At 54.4% G+C, this 889-nt stretch carries 1 protein-coding gene and 1 pseudogene; one reads left to right on the top strand and one right to left on the bottom strand.

The annotated features are described in order from the left end of the window. Nucleotides 1–187: porin (locus ACTHUR_RS12635; protein ID WP_440398830.1), on the bottom strand; the 187-nt coding region annotated here is incomplete at its 3' end. Nucleotides 188–281: 94 nt separating this feature from the next. Between ACTHUR_RS12635 and ACTHUR_RS12630 the strand changes: the two are divergent. Next, nucleotides 282–889: pseudogene (locus tag ACTHUR_RS12630) on the top strand (nitrilase-related carbon-nitrogen hydrolase); the annotation flags it as partial.

Below are 889 nucleotides of genomic sequence, written 5' to 3'. Positions count from 1 at the left end.
GATGCGAGCCGCGTAAACCGATATGGCTGCCTTGGTCGGCAATGGCGGTTCGGCTGTATGTTTGGCCGCCGAAACGGGTTTGCGAGGTTTCGATGCCGCTTTTGATGCTGCCGTAGAGCTGTACGTCGGCATGTGCGGCAAGTGCGGCGGTGGAAAGTGCAGCAGTGAGGAGAAGTTTCAAGTTCATGGTTTATCCTTTTTTGGAGAGGAATTGTGTGACGATTGTATCGGCCTTGTGCGTAAACAAGTTACAATTCTTGCAAAATCTGACAGGAGTTTTGATGATGCGCTCTTTACGCGCCGCTGCTGTGCAAATGGTGTCGTCTACCGACCCCGAAACCAATATTGCCACCATGAAACGCCTTGTCCGCGAGGCTGCTGAACAAGGAGCGGATTGGGTGTTGCTGCCCGAATATTGGCCGCTGATGGGCAAAAACGATACGGACAAGCTGGCATTTGCCGAGCCTTTGGATGATGGACGAGTTGGCAAAACCTGCCACACCCGTTTTCAGACGGCCTTAAGCGAAACGGCAAGGGAATGCGGCGTGGTGCTATTTGGCGGTACGGTTCCGTTGCAAAGCCCAGACGCTGGCAAGGTGATGAACACAATGCTGGTGTATGACCGCGACGGCAACCAAATCGGGCTTTACCACAAAATGCATCTTTTCGGCTTTTCCGGTTTGGGCGAACGCTACGCCGAAGCCGATACGATACTGGCGGGAAACGATGTGCCGCAGTGAAGCGTGGACAATGTTCCGCTAGCGGCAGGCGTCTGCTACGATTTGCGCTTTCCTGAGTTTTTCCGCGCCCAGCAGCAGTTTGATGTTTTGCTGTTGCCGGCCGCGTTTACTTACACGACCGGCAAGGCGCATTGGGAATCGCTGCTGCG

It is taken from the genome of Neisseria sp. P0021.S007, assembly GCF_051956855.1.
The sequence above is the reverse complement of the archived record's forward strand: the minus strand, read 5'-3'. Positions and strand labels throughout refer to the sequence as shown.